At 70.4% G+C, this 1,371-nt stretch carries 1 protein-coding gene; it reads right to left on the bottom strand.

The genetic code is table 11. The features are described from left to right. Nucleotides 1–52: 52 nt before the first annotated feature. On the bottom strand, nucleotides 53–1,371 hold a 1,319-nt coding region (locus B3587_RS06130; protein ID WP_292727193.1), incomplete at its 5' end, for a DNA polymerase Y family protein.

Below are 1,371 nucleotides of genomic sequence, written 5' to 3'. Positions count from 1 at the left end.
CTGAGCAGCCGTTCCATCTCCGACCACGACACCGACGGGTTGTTGAATCCCATCAGTCGTACCGTCCCTCGGCATGCCACGCACCCTGCTCGCACACCAGCAGCCAGGCAGTCTGGTCGGCATCCACGACCTGGAAACGGTGCGCCCGCCGCGCCCGTTTCGCATCCCACGCGCGTTCGATCACCGGCCATGGCCCTGCCCAGGCAGCCACTGCCCGACGCCTGCCGGTTTCGATCATGAGCGTCGGTGTACCGGTGAGCTGCCCACGGTCATCGACCGAGACGGTGACCCCGGATGCCGACACCACCTCGACCGCGACCGGGGCGGCGAACACGGTGGCAGGGAGCGGATCGGGGAGGCTCCCGGGCCAGGGGCGAGCGCGTTCGGCGGCGAGCGTGCGGTGGTCGCGGGGCAGCCGGTCACCCCACGGCACCCACACCTGTCGCTCGGCGAGCCAGCGCCCACCACCGATCGCGGGAGTGACGACCCCACGGTGACCGAGCATCGCCTGCACTCGCGAGAGTGCGTGGTGGACCCGTTCTTCGGGACCCGAGCCGAAAATCGCCGGGGCGTGGTGGGATGCCGCATCAACCGCCTCGGGCGAGATCCGCACGAGTCCGACACCCGTAACGAGGTTGGCCGCATCTTCGGCGAGCTGCCAACGCACCCGGTCGACGATCGCTGCGGCATCGAATGATCCCGGATGCAGCCACACCCGCTCGCTGCGCTCGCCGCGCTCGCCGACCAGCTCGATGCGCACCTCGGTGCACACCAGGTCGATCGCCCCGAGACCCGCGATGAAGGCATCCGCGGTCTGGCGCACCCCGAACGCGACCTGTTCGGCAAGCTCGAGCGGCGGTTCGAAGGCGATCTCACGCGCGAGCTCGGGCGGCGGCACGCGCGGTTCGATCTGCCGCGAGTCGCTGCCGGCGGCAAGAGCCCGGAGTCTGATTCCTCGCTCACCCAGCCGCTCACGCACACGCTCTTCGGGCATCGCGGCGAACGCGCCCAGGGTCTGGATGCCGAGCCGGGCGAGCAGGTCGACGATGCCGGACCCCGGGTCGACATCGGCGAGCGCAGCGACCGAGAGGGGGGCGAGAAACGCGGATGCCGCTCCCTCGGGCACGACACGGATGGGATCAGCAGGCGTGGTCGCTCCCCGCGCAGCCTGCTCGGCGGTGAACGGTCCGTCGGCAACCCCGAGGCGGACATCGGGAAGACCGAGTTCCCGCATCCTTTCCAGAAGCACTCGCGCGGCAGCAGATTCCCCACCGTAGTAGCGAGCGGGACCGCGGGCACGGATCGCACACAGCCCCGGCCGGATGACCTGCACCCCCGGGGCTCGTTCTTCAATCTGCGCCACAACGGGCG

Origin of the sequence: Microbacterium sp. UBA837 (assembly GCF_002296025.1) — a bacterium.
Taxonomy (GTDB): Bacteria; Actinomycetota; Actinomycetes; order Actinomycetales; family Microbacteriaceae; genus Microbacterium.
This window is presented reverse-complemented; position numbering and strand designations above follow the sequence as displayed.